Raw genomic sequence first — 15,963 nt, 5'->3', positions numbered from 1 at the left:
TCAAAAATACTAGAATGTCTTCATGAAATTTTCCTTTTTAGAAAAAATCAAAGAAAAATCCCAATTCTTGCAATGGAAAGTGCTGATCGGTTTTTTCTCTCTTACCTTACTATTGATCATCGCAAGTTTGATCAGTTTGTATGGGATGATAGAGCTGAAGGACTCCGGTGTAATGATAGAACATACATTTACAGTCATCGAAGAGATAGACCAGTGTAAAAGTATCACTAGAGAGATCGGGATCGCACAGGCTTATACGGAAGACTCAACCTCAGAGAATACTAGAACTTTATTCTCCAATTTAAAGAGTGAAATTAAGATCCTTCAAAATCTCACCAAGGACAATCAAATCCAACAAGTAAGGATCCAGGGAATTTCCAACCTGATCGCAACCGCGGAAAAACAACCCGGCTCTTTCGAATCCAAAAAAGGGATCATATTAATAGAGATAGCGGAACTTCTTAATAATATGCAAGAAGAAGAGCTGAGACTTCTGAATAGTAGAAATGCTACTAATTCTTTGAGAGGAACCAGAGTCGCTTATTCACTGCTTACTTTAGTTGTAGTTTCTTTTCTGGTCGTAGGTTACGGTTCCTTCGCGGTTCAAAAAGATATCAAAGAAAAAAGAAGGATTACTGATAGATTGATCGAAAGTGAGTCCAGGCTTCTTTCCATTTTGGACAATCTACCTTCCGCATTTTGTATGATGGATCTGGAAGGAAGGGCTCTATTCCATAACCAAGTATTCGCAAACCGATTTTTAGGAAGTAAAGATAAAAGACAGGACATGGGCCTGGAAAATCTTTTTGGAAGTGAGAAGGCGGAGTTCATTTCCACTATAATTGCAAAATCCTTAGACAAACAAGGTCCTTTGGATTTCGAACTAGACCTAGTAGTTTCGGATGAAGAAAAAACATTCTATTGTGTGATCGTTCCTTTAGTGGACTTGGAGGGAGAAGTTTACTCGGTCTGCGGATTATTCACCGACATTTCCGTTCGCAAAAACTACGAACACGATCTCAAAAAAGCAAAAGAAGAAGCTGAAAAAGCAAACCGTGCTAAATCGGAATTTTTGGCAATGATGAGCCATGAGATCAGAACTCCTATGAACGGAGTGATCGGGATGACCGAACTATTGATCGATTCCAATCTGAATAAAGAGCAAAAAGAATACGCTGAAATTATCCAAAAAAGTGGGGAAAGCCTACTCAATATCATCAACGATATTTTAGATTATTCTAAAATTGAATCCGGGACCTTGTCTCTGGAAATCAGGGAATTTTCTGTCATTGAAACTATCGAAGAAGTTTTGGATCTATTTAGGTCTCGTGCAGCCCAAAAACAGATCGATCTGGTCTATTATCTGGATCCGAATGTTCCTGATCGGATCCTATGTGATAGTCTTCGTTTAAAACAGATCTTTATCAATCTGATCGGAAACGCATTAAAATTCACCGAACAAGGCGAGATATTCTTATCTGCAGAAGTTTCTAAATTAGAAGGGAGCCTGTATACGATCCTATTTGCGATCAGAGATACCGGGATCGGAATTCCTAATGAAAAACAAAAGGAATTATTCCAACCATTCTACCAAGTAGACACATCTTCCACCAGAAGATATGGGGGAACGGGACTTGGGCTTTCTATCTCTTCTCGTTTGATAGAAATGATGGGTGGGGTCATCTGGGTAGAAAGTGAAATCGGTATTGGCACAACTTTCTCTTTTTATATCCAGGTAGAAGGTAATAATCAAGCCAAGAATAAAGAAAAAGCAGCAAACTCAGAATTAGAAAATAAGAAAGTTCTTATACTAGATGATAATCCTACCAATCTCAGGATACTTGCTTATCAGCTGCAAATTTTGGGACTTATAACCTTCTCCGCGAAATCAAAAGAAGAAGCATTAAACCTGCTTGATCTAGATATCATGCCAGACCTGGGAATCTTAGATTATAATCTTCCTGGAAATACTGGAATAGAGATCGCTCAGGAAATTCGTAAAAGAAATTTTCATTTTCCATTAGTACTTCTATCTTCTTCATTTCTGGATCCTAAGGATAAAGAAGTAGCAGGTGAATTATTCGCAGGTGAATTAAGTAAACCTGTTAAGAAAAAAGATATAGAAATGATCGTAACTGAAATATTAGCAGAGGGCGAGAGCGGAACTAAAGCAAAGGCGAATACAAGATCTTCTTACCTTGCTAGCCAAAAAGAGATTTTAAGTTCTCAATTTCCTTTCAAGATCATGGTAGCCGAGGACAATGAGATCAACCAAACTCTGGCCAAAAGAATTATCCAAAAATTAGGATACGAAGCATTTATCGTCCCGAATGGAAAAGAAGCTTTGATCGCTCTGAGAGAAAAGAAGATCAATTTGATCTTTATGGATGTTCATATGCCTGAGATGGATGGACTGCAGGCAACGCAGGTTATCCGAAATACTTGGCCTGTGGAATCCCAACCTTATATCATTGCAATGACTGCGGCCGCAATGCAAGGAGACAGGGATCTATGTATCCGGGCTGGAATGAATGATTATATTTCCAAGCCTATCGTATTCGAGGAGTTGGTCCATGTGATGAGAAAAGCTGGGAATACTCTCTTTCCTAAGTCCAAGGCCTGAGTTCTTCACCGGTTTCTATCAATTCCAAGCTGTAAAAAACCATCCAAAAATCCGCAATTTCTGCCGATCTTTAAGTTTAGAGGATCTTACTCTTCCATGTCCAGGACCAGAGCAATTATATTTATCTCATTCTGTTTGGTTTTTCTATTTTCGGAAGCCGGGACAAGCCAAGAAGAAAAGGAAGCCACATCTTCATCTTCTGATACAAGGAAAACAGTTCTTTGGACTGGAGAAGTTCTTTCCGTTTATAGAAACAAAGGAAAGGCAAAGATCAAGATAGGTAGGAACTCCTACTTTTCAGAACGTTCTGAAGAAGAGATCAAAGGTATATTGAGCGAAAAACCGAATCTACCTTTATTCAGAAAACCTAAAATGGAAGAAATAGGCGCCTTCCAAGTGGAGAATATAGAAGTAGAATTTGGAAAAGTGGGAAAAATCACCAAACCTGTTTCCATAGAACTCAGGGGAAGTTTCTCCGTAGCAGAAGGTAAACCTGCCAGATTGATCAGCGTAGGACTTTTAATTGGTGCTTACGGAGAAGAAACATTCTACCAAGATCCTTCCAAATTTGATGCCACAGACGTAGTCAGGAATCGTTTAGCTAAAAACATCCTTCATCCAAAAGATGGAAAAGAAATGGTGCTCGTTCATACGGGATATGAATCCAACGGGAAAATTTTATACGAACATATGGGATATTTCCTATATGGACAAGGTTCCGATCCAGGAGACGATAGTTATAATCCTAAGTTCGGGCTTCCTGACAGAAGCAGCCTGGAAGAGATTTCTTCCTTTTACATAGATAAATACGAAGTCACAAACAAAGAATATAATAAATTCTTAAAGGAAACAGGCACTCTTCCTCCTTCTCATTGGGAAAATGGAAATTTTCCTAGAGGAAAAGAATATCATCCTGTCACCAACCTGACTTATAGAGAAGCGGAAGCTTATTCCAAATGGGCCGGCAAAAAGATCCCAACCGAATGGCAATGGGAAAAAGCAGCCAGAGGAACAGGACTCGTTTGGAGATTATTGAAAGACGAGAGTTACGAATTTATCTCCCAACCACAAGACTATCCTTTCGGAAATGAATTCGACTCCGCACTTTGTAATACAAGAGAAAGTGGAAGTAAAGGAACGGTATCCGTATTTGAACTTCCTTCCAAAGGCCAAAGTCCTTATGGCGCAATTGGAATGTGCGGCAATGTTGCAGAATGGACCAGCTCTCCTTATATACCTTATCCTGGACATAGACCAAACACCGGAAGATTCGGAAAACATTTGAAAGTGATCCGAGGTGGTTCTTATTCCGGAACCAAAGAAGAAGCAAAAGTTTATGCAAGAGACTTCGGAGGAATTCCTAATCTATTGAATGATAGAAAAGCAGGCCTCAGATTGATTACAGAAGTGAAAAATTAAAACTAGATCAGGAGATCCTGACTCTTACTAAAATTTTATCCAAAGTTTTAGGAGAGATCCTGCTTAGGATATAACCGAATTTCTCCTTCAACTTAGAAGGGATGATCTCTCGTTTTCTTTTTTCGATTCCTTTTAGGATCTTTTTCGCCACTACCTTGGGATCTAATCCGTTTTTTTGACCTTCATCCATAATCCCGTGCGGAATTCCATCCCCTGCTAACGCCTTAATTGAAATTTCCGTTTTTACAAAACCAGGGCACACACTCATAACATGGATCCCTGTTTTCAGATTTTCCAAACGGATACTATCCATAAACCCTTGCATTGCATGTTTGCTTGCTGCATATCCAGATCTTAATTGAGTAGCATACTTTCCTTGTATAGAGGAGATAGCAATCACATGTCCTTCACTTTGGCGAAGATCTGATTCCAATAAGCGGTATAATAGGACCAGAGGAAAATAATTCGTGTCCATAATTGCTCTGAAAATTTTCAGATCCGTTTCCGCTGCAGTTCCTCTCATAGAAATTCCAGCATTGTGAATAAAGCCGTCCACTCTCTTGAATTTTTTTCGAAATTCTTCAACCGCCTTTTTCAAATCGGATTCAGACATTACGTCCGCTTGCATAACAAAAATTTTATCCGGATTGGAAGCTGAAAATTTCAGATCTTTTAAAGCCTCTTTTCTGCGAGCGATCACTCCCACATAGGCCCCTTCCTTTTCCAACTCAATTGCCAAAGCTCTGCCTATCCCAGAACTTGCCCCTGTGACTAAAAAAACCTTATCTTGAAAAAACGATCCCATCCAAAAATCCGTAAAGTAGGTAGAAGAATAGGTAAGAATGCTAAAAAAGCAAATCAAAACAATGTAAAATCCTTTCAGGTCTTATCTCTTAAGAAAAAAAGGAACCAGGAGAATGTATGGCGCTTTCCCAATTAAAACAAAAGATCAGATACAAAGACTGCGGTTTCCAGCGAAGATACGAGAGTAGATATTATTGGTTTCCGGAAGAAAGTCCTCCTAGCTGCCTGATAGAAGTCAGCCAAAGAGATCCTTATCATGACATGACTTTGTATATGTTAGTGAACTTAGCCACAATGAAAATTATGGACTTAGATGTAGAAGAAGATAGAGTTCCTTACGAAACCTGCCCACATGCGATCAAAACGTATTCTTACCTGATCGGAGAAGATATATCTTATAATAAAATTATGAGAAAATTTCCGGAAGATAAAACTATGGGTTGTCTTCATATAAATGAACTTCTACAAAATGCCGCCCAAAGTTTTTCTTCTGCGTATGCGTTCTTTTTAAAGGAAAGAAATTTCCCGGCAGAATGGGACGAGTATAGAATGTACCAAGGCGATTTAGATCCAAAATCCAGAAGAGAGATCGGAAGGCATTGGTGGATGAAAGACAAGGGTGTTCGAAATTCTTGTTATAGTTTTTCAGACAGACATGAAACTCCTGACTTAAAACAGCAGGTGAAACCTCTTGACAGTATCACTTCATTAATGGTAAAAGAATTCCGCAATGCCAGAGGAGTATGATGATCCGAAGTTTTGCGGCATTTATTTTATTCATTTGGTTCTTTCCGTTATTTGCGGATAACAACCAAAACTGCGATAAAAAAAATATCTGTTCTTCGATCGAAACGGAGAATGATGAAACTTCAGTTTACCTCCAAGCTAAAAACCTAATCCCAGGGACCCATATCACAATCTATACTGCAATCGAAGGTTCCAATATAGAAACAGAACCTCAAAGCCCGATCTCTTTTGTATTAACCGATTCGGATAAGAAGAAGGTACTGACATTCAAAAAGAGAGAGAATACGGAAGCTCCTGTTTCAGTAGCAGTATTGGCCGTTGCCTATTATGGAGACTTATCCGCAAAGCATGACGAAACCTATGTCTACACTCTTCCTTACGAAGGAAAGTCATGGATCTCAATAGGTTATAATAGCGGAGAAGAACATAAAGGCGGAGGAGCCTATTCGCTGGACTTTGTACTTCCAGAAGGAACTTCACTTTTAGCAGCGAGAGATGGGATCGTAGTAGAAACAGAAGATAAATTTACGGAAGGAAGAAGGGATCCTAAACTCATAGATAAAGCAAACCGGATCGTAATAGAACATTCGGACGGAACAGTAGCAATCTATGGACATCTAAAATCCAAAGGTGTACTGGTAAAACCTGGAGACAAGGTTGTCGCAGGACAAAAAATCGGCCTCTCTGGAAATACGGGATTCAGCACTGGACCCCATCTACATTTCGAAGTTTATAAGCCGGAAGAGAACCGAAAGAAAAAAAGTTTTGCTACATTATTCAAAACTGAATCGGAAGAAAAAGAATATTTAAGCGAGGAGAATGCTTATTGGACTCCAGACGGAAAAACTCCTCCAGGATTTCCGATCACAAACTTGGCAGAATTTTGTATCAGCAATTCTATTCCAGATCCGGACAAACCTTCTTCCTGTCCTGATAAACTTCAGGCAAAACGTAAAATTTATCTTTCTATCCCGATCTATAAATCAGGGCCTTATACTTTTAAGGGAGAATTCATTTCTTTAAAAACAAAAAAAGTAAGTTTTACTTTTCAGGAAAAAATCCCTAGTGGGATCAACTTTGAAGCCTGGGAAATTCAGCCTGTTTTAAGCGCCGGAAAGTATAAGATCAAATTTTATCTAGAAGAAAAAGAGATCGGGGAAAGATCATTACAAATCCTTCCTTGACCTAAATCCGATCTCAGATGAAAAGGATCGATCCATGTCTAATTTTATCGTAATCGGACTTTGTTTTCTGTTCGGGATACTCATCCGGACCAAAGGAAAGTTTCCTGCCGATTCTCATAAAGTTATCAATTCATTTATCATTTCAGTTTCCCTTCCTTGTATGGAGTTCGGACCCCTGCGTCATGCTTCTCTGAATGGGAACTTCTTAACATTCGCGGCAATGCCTTGGGTACTTTTTGGATTCGGGTTTTTATTTTTCAGCTTTTTCGGAAAACTACTGAATTGGAAAGAAAGTACGATCGTATGTCTTTGCCTTTCCGCTGGACTCGGAAACACTTCCTTTTTAGGAATTCCACTGATCGAATCCTATTATTCGAAAGAGGGACTTCCTACGGTTCTGATCATAGACCAACTCGGAACATTTCTAACCCTTGCCATTCCAGGAACTTATTTAGGAACAAAGGCAAGGCATTCAATTCAGTCCTCAGAAACCAAGTCCTCACTCTGGAAGACATTATTCACATTCCCTCCATTTATCGCGTTACTGGTTTCTTTGGCTTCTCGTCCTATTTCTATTCCACCGGAACTTGAATCCGCAATCTCAAGGATCGGAGACACCCTCATCCCACTTGCTCTTTTTTCAGTTGGATACCAACTTCCTGGGACCATTCGGATCAATTCCGAAGAACCAAATGCCGAAAATCCCAAAAGGGAATCAGACGATTCTTTTAGGATAAGAATTCCTTTGTTATTCGGCTTAATATTTAAACTAATAATCGGTCCCATCTTGGTTTGGCTTTGTTTCGGAATGTTCTTCCATTATTCAGAGAAGAATATAGGAGAAAATTTTCTTAGAAACTTTAAGATTCTAATTATGGAATCCGCAATGGCTCCCATGATCACGGGAAGTCTTCTCGCTGCAGAATGGGGACTTTCACCTAGATTAGCTGTTTCCCTAGTCGGAATTGGAATACCGCTTTCTTTTCTAACGACCTTGGGATTGTATTACCTCCTGGAGAATCAGGCGTGGACTGGAACGATCTTTTTCGGGCAGTAAAAACAGGTAACAACGGAACACTTCGCGCCTTATTGTCTGAGGCGGCGACAAGAGATGGTTTCGCGGAAGAATTTCCTGAACTCAGAGATTCTTATGGCTGCGGACTTTTGTACTGGGCCATCAAAGAAGGAAATAAAGAAGCCACAAATCTTTTAGTAGAGTACGGTTCCGATCCGAATGAGACAAGCTCCAGAGGGGAAACTGCGCTACTTCTCGCATTAGAATCTGAGAACACAGAACTCACCACAATACTCTTGGATTACGGTGCAGATCCCGAACTCAGAGATATGGATGGGAACACCCCATTAACAAGAGCAATCAGTTCAGGAACATTAGAATTGGTAGAGATCTTATTCGATCTTCCAAATCATCCTCCCGATTTAGAGTCCAGAAATGGGGAAGGTTATTCTCCTCTTCTACTCGCAGTGGATATGGGCCATTTAGAAATCGCTGAATATCTGGTTTCAAAGGGTGCGGATCCTAAAAAGAAAAACTCCGAAGGAAGGACAATTCTTCACCTCACAGCACTACATAATGATTATGAAATATTAGATCTATTCTCAGAGAACAAAGAAGTGCGTTCTTTAATGGAGAATAAGGACCAAGACGGAAATACACCACTTCTTCTTTCCGCTTTGTATGATAGCGTAGAATGTCTGGAAAGATTATTAAATCTGGGCGCAGATCCTTTAGCTAAAAATCTAAGCGGCAAAACAGCTAAGGAAGAAGCCGATAGAATGAAATTCCATCATACACTCAAAGTTATAAACAAGGCCACGCTCACTTTATTATTTAGAGCTTCTTCTGAAGGAAAAACAGAAACAGTGGAAAAAATCCTAAGCAATGGTTACGAAGCAGAAGTCCGTGATATGCTTGGTCGCACTCCATTACTTCTCGCTGTAAAATCCGGAAAAACAGATCTGATCGAATTATTAGTAAAGAATGGAGCTTCTCCTTATTCTACGGATAAGGAAGGAAATTCTCCTTTAGCTCTTGCAGAAGCTTCTGAAAGTCCCGCTCTACAGCAGATATTTAAACAATTCCTGAATCCAGAAGAAGGAAAGTAATTAGATTCTACTTCTTTTGATAATCTTTTCAAAAAGTTCTTCTGGATCTGCGCTGACTTCTAACCATTCTCTTGTTTGAGAATCTAAGAAACCCTCTTCTACCATATGATCTAATTGTTGTAATAGTGGATCGAAAAATCCGTTTACGTTCAATATTCCGATCGGTTTGGAAAGAACTCCAAGTTGGTTCCAAGAAGTAACCTCTACCAATTCTTCTAATGTTCCGATCCCACCCGGCAAAGCAATGAACGCTATGGACTTTTCGTACATGAGAAGTTTTCTTTCATGCATGGTTGGAACTAAGATCAGCTCTGTAATTTCTTTATGAGCGATCTCTTTGCTGGAAAGAAATTCGGGGAGCACACCGATCACAGTACCGCCTTTTTCTAAAACGGAATCAGCAACCGCTCCCATTAATCCGGAGGTAGCTCCTCCATACACCAGCCCAATTCCTTCTGAGGCCATTAGATGACCTAAGAATACTGCGGCTTGGAGATAACGAGGTTCCTTTCCAGGTCTGGAACCGCAGAATACACAAATGGCTGGTTTCATCTGGGTCAGGATCGATTTTGAATTAGGTTTGGCAACCTGATTTGAGAGAAGGACCAGATCTTAAGGAAAGATTTTGGATCTATCCTTGGTTCGGATAAATAATGATCTCTGTATAAGGGAATTCTTGTTTTAGATCGTCTAGTAAAGATTCCAAAATTTTAGGATACTCCAAAGGATGAGTGCCCTTCTTGAATTCCAATCTGAACTCAAGAAATTTCCTTTCTCCCTTGGATCTGGCTTTTAAATCATAGATCTTAGAAACCTGGGAAAACCGATCCGTGAGAATATTTTGGACGACTTCTTTGTATTCATCCGAAAAATCGAAAGGCATACCTCAAAACTTTCGATTTTGGCAAAATACTTCCTCCCTTTTTTCATTCTCCCTATAAAAAAGAATTGGAGTCTTGCGTCCAAGATACTTAGTCTTTCCGTTTACAAAGCTACGCGAAATACTTAGAGGTAGACCTTGCAGACTTTCCTAAAACTTTCCGCATCCTTATTCTTAGGCATTTTTTTATTTGTCTCCGGCCCTGTATATTCTCAGGGCAAATCCCCAGACCCGGATGCCTTGGAAAAAGAAGCAGACGAGCTGGAATACCAGGCCGGTAAGTCCCAGGTCCAAGCAGAAAGAAGAAGGCTCGCATTACTCGCCGCAGAAAAGAGAAAGCAAGCAGTCGATATCCGAAACGAGCTTCATGACCAAGAATTATCCAAACCTTATACAAGACCTACCTTAGATATCCAATTCGCGGCATTACAATCCACTTGGGAATCCGAGGTATTAGCCAGACAAAAGAATATCGGGGTCAATAACTACAATACCATCCTGTCTACAATTGGTGCTTACCAAAATGCACAAACAACCGCAGCAGGCGCAGGCGTAAATCCGAACCTACTAAATGATAGTATCACTGGTTATTCTAGTCCTCAAGGAAATACTAAGACTGCGTTTCCGATCAAACTTTCTTATCTGAATACTGCCAAAACTTTCGGGATAGAGTTCAATTATTTAGATCTAAAAATTAGACCTTCTTATACGACAGTAGACACTGCTTCTATATTGTCTGCACTTGCCCCTGTCCAATATCATTCCGTTCAATACAGAAGATTAGATTATTCTTTAAACTTTGCTTGGTACATGCAAACCGCAACCGGAAGGATCGGTGTAGCAGTAGGAGCAAGAAACTTAGATATCATATCCAGCGAATACGGAGTAATCCCAGGAAATTATGGATTTGGAAAATCGGAAGAAAAAGCGGGAGGATTAGGTCCTCAGATCGGAATACGGATCTTTAAAAATTTCAACGCATTCTTATTGGGTCATTTTAAAGCGGATTATTTTAGGACCTTAGGACATTATAATAGGAACACTCAAGGAGTTCTGAATGGGATCACTGGGCCCTATATTTTAGATACGGCTCCACCGGGTGGACTAAAAGAGAACGTGCTGAGTAGAACAGGATACGAAATCGATTTTGGTCTTTCTCTACTCAGAAGCCGCTGGTTAAAATATACAGTAGGATTCCAATACACGGAATTGATCTCTAAAGTTTCCGGTTATAATTATAATGCGAATGTTTTTCCCGGAGCACCAGGAGATGCTCTATTTCTAAATCAGGTTTCCAAACCTTTGGATCAATTCTCCACAGGCTCAGCCTTACGAAAAGAAGTGCATGATAAATTCTATGGAATTTATTTAAGTTTAACTTTGACTATTTAATAGAAGAGAAGAATGAAAAGCGCCGCCAATAGAGTGCGGCGCTGTTTTAGAGGAAATTAAGCTGCTTGGGTAGAAGCCACAAATCCGTTCTTTTCCAATAGATAATAGGAACCGAACAGAACGGAAACGTAAGTAAAGTCTCCGAGTAGGCTATATTTGAAGAATGGGATCGCAGCAATATAACATTCTACTAATCCTTGTGCGTTCAAAGTATACATTCCGGAAGTTAACCAAACGAAGAAGTTGGTGATCACAAAGAATGAAACAGAACCTGCAAGACCAGCAATCGCCAGAGATCCAAGACCCAAACGATCTTTTATCTTCATTCCTATAATCGCATACACAACGAATAATCCGTAAATCACTGGGATCATATCGTGAAGACCGATCACTAGGTCACTGATCAACATAATTCCCAAAGGAAGAGCGATCGCTAACCAACGATTAGATAAATAAACCCCAGCGAAAATAGAAATCGCCAAAACCGGAGTGAAGTTCGGTAAGTGAGGAAGAAAACGACTGAGAACCGCAAATACAAGTAATGCGAAAGCTACCAAATTTTTAGATAGTGACATGTTCTTTCTGGTATCCTTTTACCCAATTTTAGCATAAGAACTCTAAATTGAAAAGTACTTAGATTTAAACAGGGATTTTCGGATAGGATGTTAGGATAAATCCCCCAGTCAATCTTCATTTCCGGGAAAAAGGCTGGGAATTCGGAATCGAAAATCAAGCCTAGTACTTAATGAAAGCTCCCGACCCGAAAGACTATCCAAACTCGATGGCATTTCTCCAAGACATAACTTCTAAACTTAGAAGTCCGGAAGGTTGTCCTTGGGATAGAGAGCAAACACATTCTACCTTGGTGCCTTATCTAATCGAAGAATCCCAGGAAGTGGTAGAGGCGATTCTCAAAGGGAACGACGAGCATACTAAGGAAGAATTAGGAGATCTATTATTCCAAGTGGTCCTTCATTCTCAAATCGCATCCGAAAGAGGTGTATTCGGTTTAGAAGAAGTGGCCAAAGACGTGGCAGAAAAACTTGTGTTACGACATCCTCATGTATTCGATCCTGAAACAAAAGATATCTCTTCTGCGGACGAGGTGGTTGCAAATTGGGATCTGTTCAAGGAAAAAGAAAAACAACTCAGACAAAAAGTTTCCAGACCTAAATCCATTTTATCCGAAGTCCCGGAAACATTCCCTTCTTTATTAAAAGCAGAAAAATTCCAAAAGAAGGCAGCCAAAGCAGGTTTCGATTGGGAAGACATAAAAGGTGTAGAAGAAAAACTGAATGAGGAATTACAAGAGTTCTTAGACGAGATCAGAGGAATTTCGGATCCTTCTTCCAATCAGATCAGGATAGAAGAAGAATTAGGGGATCTTCTTTTTACGATAGTCAATCTTGCAAGAAAGCTGGGAGTTTCTGCAGAATCATCCCTTACTCGAACTAATATAAAGTTTAAACAAAGAATAGAATATATAGAAGCCCGCCTCGGAGAATCGGACCGTAAGTTCTCTGAAACTCCTTTAGATGAATTGGAAAAACTCTGGAACCAAGCAAAGAATGGGCTTCAAAAACAAACCCAAAATCCATTGGAAGAAAAGCAGGCCCGTGTATCTGAACTGATCCGAGGACTTTCTTCTTTTATCATCTGGAAACAAACCCCTGAAACGGACTGGCCTAAAACTTATGGTTTTTCCTACAAATCAAACGAGTATTCTTTAATATTCTCTGCATTTGGATCTATGACGGTATTACCAAGTGCGGATCCTTGGGGCAGAAAGGCCCAGCCCATCTTTTATCTAAACCTATCCGAAAAGAATCCGGAAACTTGGGAAGATTTGTCTGGAAATTCCTATAAAACTCAGGAAGATATTTACGAGGCAATTGTGGGTTCCATCCGCGATTATACAAAAGCCTTATCTGACAAAGAAGAGTGAATGATCAGTTATGGGATACATCGATATATATCAAAAGTATAAAATAAATTTCCTTAATAAAGACACAGATTTTCCAATCTAGATCGAAAGTTCTATCCGTCTCCATTACCATGAATGCAAACCAGGAAACACCATATCAAGGCGACCTAAGAGAGGGTGCCGGTTTGCCTTCGGAAAAACTGAAAATACTCATCGTAGATACTAGCAAGGTCATACTTGAAATTATCTCTTCCGAATTCTCCTCATCCTTATTCGAGGTCCAAAAAGTGTCTCTTATGGAAGAAGCGACACAGCTTGCCAAAAAGAACAAATTCGATCTAATCACTTTAGGTATTCATTTAGAAGGTGGAACAGGTTTTGATCTTTGTAGAGAGATCAGAAGTAAAACTAAGAAGGAAAAATTCGCATCCTCGGGAGCTAGGGTCATATTCGTTACCTCCGATTTTACGGAAGAGAACAGAATGATCGCTCATAACGCAGGTGCAGACGGTTTTATTGAAAAAACCCAAGAGCTGAGTTCCTTTCAATCCACTATAGACGAGATCATAAAAGATCTAATAAAAGAAAAAAAGGAACCTTCTCAAAAGAATCCTAGTTTAGAAAAAAGGAAAGTGCTCATTATAGATGATTCCGAATTGAATCTAGTGTTGTTCAGAAGATTACTGGAATCAAAAGGTGCGGAAGTACAAACCGCAATTTCCGGAAAGCATGCTCTCCAAATTTTGGAAGAAAGTCCTCACGATTTCCAAGCGATCTTTACAGATATGTACATGCCTGGAATGAACGGGAACGAACTCTGTAATATCGTCCAAAAAAATCCTGCCTTCTCTCAGATACGGTTGGGAATTACTTCTGCTGCAGAGGAATCTTCTTTTACTAGGGACAAGATCCCAACCGGTGTGGAATTATTTTCCAAACCGTATGATATGCTCGAGATCTGCAATTTTTTGAAATAAACGACTAGAGAAATTCTATTCCGACAATCACGTCCGGATGGCATTCTCTTCTGATATCGCCTTCTATTTTAGGCAATTTAGAAAACCAGGTTTTGTTTTCGAATAATAAGTCGATCCAATAGAAGAACAAATTTGCTTCTCCCAATTCGTTTTGGATCTTCAGTTCTCCGAAATCTTTTTTGAGTTCGCCTATTCTTTCGAAGGTCTCTCCGTTTTTGGTTTTATAATGGATCTCCCAAGGTTCTGCTTTATAAGGAACTCCTTGGGAATTCGGCTTTCCTTGCACCAGTTTCCAGGCCTTTAGAAGGATCCTAGATACTTCTTCCAACTTTAAGGTTTTAGAATATTGCACATTCTCTCTTGTATGTTTGAATGAGAATTCTTTAGGCGCAGCTTTCCAAGTCCCAGTGATTGTTCTACCATCACAAAAGAATGCCTTCACATTCGGACCTGAATTTTGGTTATTCGAAGAATTGGAGGAATTAGAAGCATCCCCTCTTGCATCCAAACTTGGTTCGTTTGGAAGAGTTGGATCTTTTGGTAAGCTGAGTTTTTGACCAAAAATCGGTGTGATCAAAAACAAAAAAAGAAGGAGCCGCAAATGGCTCCCTCTTCTGTTTGTGTCTTTAAATTTCACGGGTAAAAATCCCACTCAGACTAAAGACGTTTTTGGATAGCCTCCATGAACTGGAAGGTATCTAATTGTTTCGGGCCTTTTGTGGTAGTAAGTAGGACTAAGTCCTTGGTCATCTCTCCAGCTTGGATAGTATCGATTACCGCCTTCTCCAATTTTTGAGCGAATGCAACCACGTCCGGAGTTCCGTCCAATTCTCCCCTCTTAGCTAAAGCCCCTGTCCATGCAAAGATAGAAGCTACTGAGTTGGTAGAAGTGGTTTCTCCTTTTTGATACTGACGATAATGACGAGTCACAGTTCCGTGAGCCGCTTCATATTCGAATTTTCCGTCTGGAGAAACAAGAACAGAAGTCATTAGCCCTAATGATCCGAATCCGGAAGCCACCATATCGGACATCACGTCTCCATCATAATTCATTAGTGCCCAAAGCATTCCGCCAGGGTTCTTAACGATCTGAGCAACGGCATCGTCGATCAAGTAGTACCAGTATTCTATCCCTGCAGCTTTTAGTTCTGCAGCTCTTTTAGTGGAAACTTCGTCGAAGATCGCACGGAAACGAGCATGGTATTTTTTAGAAATGGTATCTTTAGTAGCGAACCATACATTGATTTTTTCAGAGATCGCATAGTTGAAACAAGCTTCTGCGAAGCTATAAATGGACTTGTCCAAGTTGAACTGTCCCATCACAACACCAGGCCCGTCGAAATCGTTAATGGTAACTCTTTCTTTTTCTTTGCCGTCTTTAGTTGTGAAAACGATCTCTACTTTTCCAGCTTCTGGAATATAAAGTTCAGTGTCTTTGTAAAGGTCACCGAATGCGTGACGACCAACCACAATCGGTTTTTCCCAGGATCTAACTCCGGAAGGAATATTATTTACAATGATCGGTTTACGGAAAACGGTTCCGTCCAAAATGGAACGAATAGTCCCGTTCGGGGACTTCCATTCTTTTTTGAGTTTGTATTCTACAACTCGATCTTGGTTCGGGGTAATGGTAGCGCACTTAACGCCCACTCCGTATTTTAAAATAGCATTCGCAGAATCGACTGTGACTTTGTCGTCAGTTTTGTCGCGATATTCTACGCCTAGATCATAATAATCTAATTCAATATCAAGATAAGGATGAATGAAACGATCCTTAATTTCTTTCCAAATTATACGTGTCATCTCGTCCCCGTCGAGCTCGACGAGAGGAGTTTTCACCTTAATTTTAGCCATTGGAATTCTCCTTAGAATGTCAGATGGATTGCAGG

15 protein-coding genes are annotated in these 15,963 nt (G+C 39.9%); 9 read left to right on the top strand and 6 right to left on the bottom strand.

Going from position 1 to position 15,963, the window contains the following annotated elements; all coding sequences use genetic code 11:
* Positions 1-22: 22 nt before the first annotated feature.
* Positions 23-2,623 carry a response regulator gene (locus tag CH377_RS04435; protein WP_100722575.1) on the top strand — a complete coding sequence of 867 codons (2,601 nt, stop codon included), beginning with the start codon at positions 23-25 and terminating at the stop codon, positions 2,621-2,623.
* Between the two features lie 96 nt (positions 2,624-2,719).
* The gene (locus tag CH377_RS04430) at positions 2,720-4,042 is read left to right on the top strand and encodes a formylglycine-generating enzyme family protein (protein WP_100722574.1); all 1,323 of its coding nucleotides are present in this window, start codon (positions 2,720-2,722) and stop codon (positions 4,040-4,042) included.
* Positions 4,043-4,049: 7 nt separating this feature from the next.
* Here the strand turns inward: CH377_RS04430 and CH377_RS04425 are convergent, their stop codons facing one another.
* Positions 4,050-4,847 carry an SDR family oxidoreductase gene (locus CH377_RS04425; protein ID WP_100722573.1) on the bottom strand — a complete coding sequence of 266 codons (798 nt, stop codon included), beginning with the start codon at positions 4,845-4,847 and terminating at the stop codon, positions 4,050-4,052.
* 116 nt (positions 4,848-4,963) lie between these two features.
* Between CH377_RS04425 and CH377_RS04420 the strand changes: the two genes are divergently transcribed.
* Genes CH377_RS04420 through CH377_RS04405 form a run of 4 tightly spaced genes read left to right on the top strand, consistent with a single transcriptional unit; the run spans position 4,964 to position 8,901 of the window.
* The gene (locus CH377_RS04420; RefSeq protein WP_100722572.1) at positions 4,964-5,593 is read left to right on the top strand and encodes a DUF2889 domain-containing protein; all 630 of its coding nucleotides are present in this window, start codon (positions 4,964-4,966) and stop codon (positions 5,591-5,593) included.
* Complete coding sequence (locus CH377_RS04415) at positions 5,590-6,777, top strand: M23 family metallopeptidase (protein WP_279305808.1); 1,188 nt, start codon at positions 5,590-5,592, stop codon at positions 6,775-6,777. The genes CH377_RS04420 and CH377_RS04415 overlap by 4 nt, the downstream gene beginning before the upstream one ends.
* A gap of 34 nt (positions 6,778-6,811) precedes the next feature.
* Positions 6,812-7,834 (top strand): AEC family transporter, encoded by a 1,023-nt coding sequence (locus CH377_RS04410; RefSeq protein ID WP_100722570.1) that lies wholly within the window; start codon positions 6,812-6,814, stop codon positions 7,832-7,834.
* Positions 7,804-8,901 carry an ankyrin repeat domain-containing protein gene (locus CH377_RS04405; protein WP_100722569.1) on the top strand — a complete coding sequence of 366 codons (1,098 nt, stop codon included), beginning with the start codon at positions 7,804-7,806 and terminating at the stop codon, positions 8,899-8,901. Before CH377_RS04410 ends, CH377_RS04405 begins: the two co-directional genes overlap by 31 nt.
* Here the strand turns inward: CH377_RS04405 and CH377_RS04400 are convergent, their stop codons facing one another.
* Complete coding sequence (locus CH377_RS04400; protein ID WP_207797592.1) at positions 8,902-9,462, bottom strand: LOG family protein; 561 nt, start codon at positions 9,460-9,462, stop codon at positions 8,902-8,904.
* Between the two features lie 70 nt (positions 9,463-9,532).
* Positions 9,533-9,784 (bottom strand): cation transporter dimerization domain-containing protein, encoded by a 252-nt coding sequence (locus CH377_RS04395; RefSeq protein ID WP_100722567.1) that lies wholly within the window; start codon positions 9,782-9,784, stop codon positions 9,533-9,535.
* Between the two features lie 135 nt (positions 9,785-9,919).
* Here CH377_RS04395 and CH377_RS04390 point away from each other — a divergent pair, with 135 nt between their 5' ends.
* Positions 9,920-11,173 (top strand): LA_2444/LA_4059 family outer membrane protein, encoded by a 1,254-nt coding sequence (locus CH377_RS04390; protein WP_100722566.1) that lies wholly within the window; start codon positions 9,920-9,922, stop codon positions 11,171-11,173.
* Between the two features lie 56 nt (positions 11,174-11,229).
* Here the strand turns inward: CH377_RS04390 and CH377_RS04385 are convergent, their stop codons facing one another.
* Positions 11,230-11,748, bottom strand: a complete 519-nt coding sequence (locus CH377_RS04385) for a DUF6580 family putative transport protein (protein WP_100722565.1) — start codon at positions 11,746-11,748, stop codon at positions 11,230-11,232.
* Between the two features lie 170 nt (positions 11,749-11,918).
* Between CH377_RS04385 and mazG the strand changes: the two genes are divergently transcribed.
* Positions 11,919-13,118, top strand: coding sequence for a nucleoside triphosphate pyrophosphohydrolase (gene mazG / locus CH377_RS04380; protein WP_100722564.1), 1,200 nt, complete (start codon positions 11,919-11,921; stop codon positions 13,116-13,118).
* A 164-nt stretch (positions 13,119-13,282) separates the two neighbouring features.
* Positions 13,283-14,074, top strand: a complete 792-nt coding sequence (locus CH377_RS04375; RefSeq protein ID WP_100722818.1) for a response regulator — start codon at positions 13,283-13,285, stop codon at positions 14,072-14,074.
* A gap of 4 nt (positions 14,075-14,078) precedes the next feature.
* Here the strand turns inward: CH377_RS04375 and CH377_RS04370 are convergent, their stop codons facing one another.
* Together CH377_RS04370 and CH377_RS04365 are read right to left on the bottom strand one after the other, a co-directional pair.
* Entirely contained in the window at positions 14,079-14,711 is a 633-nt protein-coding gene (locus tag CH377_RS04370) for a hypothetical protein (RefSeq protein WP_100722817.1), read from the bottom strand.
* Between the two features lie 20 nt (positions 14,712-14,731).
* The gene (locus tag CH377_RS04365) at positions 14,732-15,928 is read right to left on the bottom strand and encodes an NADP-dependent isocitrate dehydrogenase (RefSeq protein WP_100722563.1); all 1,197 of its coding nucleotides are present in this window, start codon (positions 15,926-15,928) and stop codon (positions 14,732-14,734) included.
* Positions 15,929-15,963: the final 35 nt, after the last annotated feature.

This window comes from Leptospira haakeii, assembly GCF_002812045.1.
GTDB classification, from domain to species: domain Bacteria; phylum Spirochaetota; class Leptospiria; order Leptospirales; family Leptospiraceae; genus Leptospira_B; species Leptospira_B haakeii.
This window is presented reverse-complemented; position numbering and strand designations above follow the sequence as displayed.